6 protein-coding genes are annotated in these 5,321 nt (G+C 44.2%); 2 read left to right on the top strand and 4 right to left on the bottom strand.

From position 1 onward, the window contains the following. Positions 1–96 precede the first annotated feature (96 nt). Positions 97–654 carry a transposase gene (locus tag WAM07_RS12770; protein ID WP_422167395.1) on the top strand — a complete coding sequence of 186 codons (558 nt, stop codon included), beginning with the start codon at positions 97–99 and terminating at the stop codon, positions 652–654. 29 nt (positions 655–683) lie between these two features. Here WAM07_RS12770 and gnd read toward each other — a convergent pair whose 3' ends face one another. After that, positions 684–1,580 (bottom strand): phosphogluconate dehydrogenase (NAD(+)-dependent, decarboxylating), encoded by an 897-nt coding sequence (gene gnd, locus WAM07_RS12765; protein ID WP_422167393.1) that lies wholly within the window; start codon positions 1,578–1,580, stop codon positions 684–686. A gap of 189 nt (positions 1,581–1,769) precedes the next feature. Here gnd and WAM07_RS12760 point away from each other — a divergent pair, with 189 nt between their 5' ends. After that, entirely contained in the window at positions 1,770–2,627 is an 858-nt protein-coding gene (locus tag WAM07_RS12760) for a MurR/RpiR family transcriptional regulator (RefSeq protein WP_422167391.1), read from the top strand. Between the two features lie 223 nt (positions 2,628–2,850). Here WAM07_RS12760 and WAM07_RS12755 read toward each other — a convergent pair whose 3' ends face one another. From WAM07_RS12755 to WAM07_RS12745, 3 genes are read right to left on the bottom strand one after another with little or no spacing between them, the layout of a single operon-like run. Beyond that, complete coding sequence (locus WAM07_RS12755; RefSeq protein ID WP_422167389.1) at positions 2,851–4,509, bottom strand: sodium:solute symporter family protein; 1,659 nt, start codon at positions 4,507–4,509, stop codon at positions 2,851–2,853. 15 nt (positions 4,510–4,524) lie between these two features. Further along, positions 4,525–4,827 (bottom strand): DUF4212 domain-containing protein, encoded by a 303-nt coding sequence (locus WAM07_RS12750; protein WP_422167387.1) that lies wholly within the window; start codon positions 4,825–4,827, stop codon positions 4,525–4,527. A gap of 31 nt (positions 4,828–4,858) precedes the next feature. Next, positions 4,859–5,044 carry a hypothetical protein gene (locus WAM07_RS12745; protein WP_422167385.1) on the bottom strand — a complete coding sequence of 62 codons (186 nt, stop codon included), beginning with the start codon at positions 5,042–5,044 and terminating at the stop codon, positions 4,859–4,861. Positions 5,045–5,321 lie beyond the last annotated feature (277 nt).

The following is a 5,321-nucleotide window of genomic DNA, read 5'->3' as shown; positions in this document are numbered from 1 at the left end:
CCTGAGGTGACAGGTTTTTACATTTAATAGAAGAAGGATTATTTCATAGGTACAGCGAATAAAAAGTATTGGAAATATATTTGAAAGGAAGATCTTATGCCAAACCCTAAACGAATCTGGTATCCCCGTGCTTGTTTTCACATTACAGCGCGCGGCAATAGAAAAACGGATATCTTTTATGAACCGAGTGATCGCTATCGTTACTTGCAGTTCTTAACAGAAGCTAAACAGAGTTATCCTTTTAAAATCCACGCTTATTGTCTTATGACCAATCACATCCACCTGCTGGTTGAAACCATTAACCATCCTCCTGGTACTTTCATGAAAGATGTCCACTCCAAATATGCCATGTATTTTAATAAGAAATATGACTATGTGGGTCATCTTTTTCAAGGTCCTTATAAAGCGGATCTTCAAGGAGATGTAAACGCCCTTCTTCAAGTAAGCCGGTACATTCACTTAAATCCATGCCGGGCTTTAATCACTTCGAAACCGGAAACGTACAAATGGAGCAGCTATCCTCACTACCTATCTCTTCTGCCGTACCCTTCTTCTATTGTTACCACTTCCACTATCCTCTCCTACTTCAAAAGTCCTGAAGAATACGCCTTCTTTGTGAATCTGGGAAATAAAATCACCTCAGGTCATCCATAATCTGGATGACCTGAGGTGGTAGAACTAGGTTATTTTTTAACTACGGCGTGGCCGCCGAATTCGTTTCTCAGAGCTGCAACAACTTTGCCTGAGAAGGTATCATCTTCCTGCGAACGATAACGAGTCATCAGGGACATAGCAATGACGGGTGCTGCCATTTCATACTCAATGGCCGTTTCCAGTGTCCATTTTCCTTCACCGGAAGAGTTCATTACTCCGCGAATATCTTCAAGCTTCGCATCCTTCGAGAACGCACTCTCCATAAGTTCGATTAACCATGAGCGGATGACAGAACCATTGTTCCACACCTTGGATACCGCTTCGTAATCATAATCAAATGGACTTTTCTCCAGGATCTCATAGCCTTCTGCAATGGATTGCATCATTCCATATTCAATACCGTTGTGGACCATTTTCAGGAAGTGGCCACTAGCGGCACGGCCTGCATAGTGGTAACCATTCTCAACAGATGTATCCGCAAAAATCGGCTCGATCTCTTTAAACTGCTCTTCGTCTCCGCCGATCATAAAGCAGCCGCCGTGACGGGCTCCTTCTGTACCGCCGCTTGTTCCTACATCAAAGAAGAACATGTCCTTCTCTTTAAACTGTTCCGCGCGGCGCAAGCTGTCTTTATAATTCGAGTTTCCTCCATCAATGACACGGTCACCTGCTTCAAGTAAACCAGACAACTCGTCCAGTACAGATTGGGTAATTTCTCCTGCTGGAACCATGACCCATACTGTACGAGGTGCTTCCAGATTTTCAACAAGCTCTTTCAAACTGTTGGCAGGAACGGCTCCCGCATTGGCAATTTCTTTTATTTGATCTGCGTTCACATCGTTCGCTACTACTTCATGTCCATGATCCATCAGGTTCAACCCCAGGTTGTAACCCATTTTTCCAAGACCTATTAATCCTACTTTCATTGTTTTACCCCTTTCTCTATCACGCACAATTTTCTTCCTGAAAATTTTTTTCTATAATTAAGATTATACAATAATATTTTTTTAACACAATGGGGTTTCTGAAAAATATTTTACATCTCATAACTTTATTTTGAAATTTTTTTCATTTACAATGGTAATAATAGAAGATGCAGGACAGGAGGAACCATCATGGCAGAAGCCCCGACCAAACACGTAATCAACCGAATTCGTTCATCCTATAGTCAATTTAGTGAAAAAGAAAAATTAATTGCCGATTACATTTTAGAAAACAGAGATCAAATTGTGCATTCTACGATTAATCAAGTAGCGGATGACCTTATGGTCGCGGATGCAACCGTTTTCAGATTTTGTAAAAGACTCGGATTCAAAGGCTACCAGGCGATGAAAATTGCTCTCGCCTCAGAAACCGTGAATCCCATTCAGGATATACATGAAACCATTACAGAAAACGATACGGATCTTGAGATCACAGAAAAAGTGTTTCAGGCTAATATCCGCGCTCTGGAAGCCTCTCGCGACATTCAGAATCACGAGACCTTAGCAAAAGCTATGGAAGATCTGCTTTCAGCTGAACGTGTCTTCTTTTATGGCAGCGGCGGCTCCGGCATTCTTGCGATGGATGCTCATCATAAGTTTTTACGCACAGGTATGGAAACTCATGCTTATACAGACTCTCACCTGCAATTAATGTCGGCTTCACAGCTGAGAGAAGGTGATTTAGCGGTCGTGATTTCACATACAGGGTCCAATAAAGATATCCTGGATATTGTGGATGTCGCCAAATCAAACGGCGCACGCGTGATGGCCATTACCAACTTTGCTAAATCCCCCTTAACCAAATCGGTCGACTTAAGTCTCTATACGGTTGCACAAGAAACGGAATTTCGTTCCGAAGCGCTGGCTTCCAGAATCGCTGGTTTAACTCTGATCGACTCCCTGTTTGTCAATTACAGCATCAAGAAGAAGGAACAAGCAAAAGCATCCACCCAGAAAATGAGAAATGCTATCTCCAGAAAGCGAATGTAAATCATCTGCTGCAACTCCACCCTTTCCCAATATATGGGGGACCTGAGGTGGAAGGATATGGATGAACTAAAGTACATTGAGTATAATGAACCCTTAGTTTTATATCGCATTCTGCATCCATCCTTAATAACAACGCCCTACCCCTTCATGGAAAATAAATCCACCTCAGGTCATCCAGAATCTGGATGACCTGAGGTGGTAACTTTCTTCCTTATTCCTTATGTTATTTGGCGTCTTTGATCCAGGCTTCTCCGTCTTTATATTGGATTTGTTCTGGGTAATGCATATCCTGAACTTCCTCCTGCAATTTCTGCGAAGGCGGAGGCGTCAAGAGCGAGACTACAATGTTTGTGATCAGGGCAGCCGAGGCTCCAAACACTCCAGCTCCTGTATCAATAATTCCGAGAATCGTGAAGCCGCCATATTTGGCAGCGAAAATGTAACCCAGCGTGACCGACAGCCCCACGAGCATGCCCGCTACAACACCTGGCCCATTCGCCCGCTTCCACCATACTCCGAGTATGAGTGCCGGGAAAAACGAACCGGAGGCAAGTGCAAATGCCCAGGCTACAATTTGGGTGATCGCTCCTGGCGGATTCAGCGCAACTAGACCTGCCACTATTGTAGCGGCCACAATAGAAATCCGGCCGACAGCAAGCCGCTTCTGCTCAGTCGCTTTTGGATTAATGGAACGATAATAAATATCGTGGGACAAAGCGGCTGAAATGGCGATCATCAGACCACCAGCCGTTGATAGAGCAGCTGCCATGGCACCTGCTGCCATAAGACCAATGACAAAGACTCCAAGGTCTGCAATTTCCGGTGTCGCCATGACGACAATGTCATTACTAATGACAAGCTCGGACCACTGCAGTATTCCGTCACTGTTGCCATCAGCAAGCGACAGCCGTCCGGTATCCACCCAGGCTTCGGTCCAGCCCGGCAGATTGGTAAGAGATGATCCAGCCACTTCGGTCATTAATATAAACCGGGAAAAGGCCGCGTAAGCAGGAGCAGACAAATATAGCAATCCAATAAATAATAGCGCCCATGCCCCGCTCCAGCGAGCCGCTTTCATGGTAGCAACTGTATAAAACCGGACAATAACGTGAGGCAGACCAGCTGTTCCAGCCATTAGCGTAAACATTAGCGCTAAGAACTGCCACTTCGTTGCTTCTGTAAAAGGAACCACATACTCAGAAATCCCGAGTTCCTGATCCAGCACCCTCATTTCCGAAATAACATCCCCGTAAGACAGCCACGGAATCGGGTTTTGCGTGAGCTGCATCGACATAAAAATAACCGGAATTAAGTAAGCGATAATCAGCACTAAATACTGAGCGACCTGCGTCCATGTGATCCCTTTCATTCCGCCTAACGCTGAATAAAAAGCAATGAGAACCACACCAATCAGCGTCCCGATTACCGTGTTGACTTCGAGCAGCCTTCCAATGACTACACCTGACCCGGAAAGCTGACCAACCGAGTACGTGAAGCTGATAATAATCGTTGCGACAGCAGCGATCAGCCGGGCCGCATTACTTTTATAACGATCCCCAATGAATTCGGGCACTGTATAACGTCCAAATTTTCTCAACTGCGGTGCCAGCAGGAAGGTTAACAGCAGATACCCGCCTGTCCACCCCATTATGTAAGCCAGACCATCATAACCGAGCACCATCACCGTACCCGCCATTCCAATGAATGAAGCTGCACTCATCCAATCGGCGCCAATCGCCATTCCGTTAAACACAGGAGGTACACCGCGTCCTGCTACGTAGAAGTCCGAGGTGGCCCGTGCCATATTAAATACGGCAATACCTATATATAGTCCGAACGTTGCTAAGATTAAAATTAGAGATACTACAAATTGTTCGTTCATCCTTCTCCCCCTTCCCTATTGATTCGCTGCCTGGTCTTCGTCCTGGCTGCTCACATGCTTAGGATTGATGCCGTATTTCCGGTCGACAGCGTCACTTACAATGGCATTCACAAATAACAGAGCAATGAATGTGACCACAGCGCCCTGAGCTCCCATGTAGTAAGGGAGTGGAATCCCCATTACGCTAAAGGACGAAAGCTGCTGGGTAAAGAGAACGACTCCAAAGGAAACGGTCACTCCAATCAGTAAATAAATTATAATCAATACCGTTCGTAAACGTACATAAGACTTTGCTTTAGCCGGATCCATTTTTCTCAACTAATTTCACCTCCCTTCACGTTTCTCTGTCTCAGCCTCTTAAATTAAAAATGAACTGCACCGTTTCCCAAAAAGGGAGAGGCACCATCATAATCTTCACAACTGCGATGACAATAATGGAAGCAATCGGTAAGACAAAGAAGACAGGACGCTTCTTTTGTAAAGCCATCACTACAGATAGAATCGTAATTAAAGCTAATACAATTGGGATGATCACAACTGTTCCTCCTTTGCTATGTAAGCGTTATCATAATTAACCTAAAAAAGACTTCCCCTCCTTAATTTGAAAAGTTTGAAAAAACTGAATATTATAAGTGATATTATTCTAAATATATCCATTAATGTCAACCAGTGAGAAGGAAATTACTTAAGAAGATACTAACCGTTCAGTAGTGGAAACAGGGATATCGTCAGGTCCTACATAGGAAAAGATAAAATTTTGTAAACCTCACAATAAAACATGAAACGAACAGGATAAAAATTCCACCTCAGGT

Origin of the sequence: Halobacillus sp., from assembly GCF_049282395.1 — a bacterium.
Taxonomy (GTDB): domain Bacteria; phylum Bacillota; class Bacilli; order Bacillales; family Halobacillaceae; genus Halobacillus.
This window is presented reverse-complemented; position numbering and strand designations above follow the sequence as displayed.

Bases quoted from the DNA above. Each gene is read 5' to 3' on its own strand.
- WAM07_RS12755 (WP_422167389.1), bottom strand. From the start codon at position 4,509: ATGAACGAACAATTTGTAGTATCTCTAATTTTAATCTTAGCAACGTTC.
- WAM07_RS12760 (WP_422167391.1), top strand. From the start codon at position 1,770: ATGGCAGAAGCCCCGACCAAACACGTAATCAACCGAATTCGTTCATCC.
- gnd (WP_422167393.1), bottom strand. From the start codon at position 1,580: ATGAAAGTAGGATTAATAGGTCTTGGAAAAATGGGTTACAACCTGGGG.
- WAM07_RS12770 (WP_422167395.1), top strand. From the start codon at position 97: ATGCCAAACCCTAAACGAATCTGGTATCCCCGTGCTTGTTTTCACATT.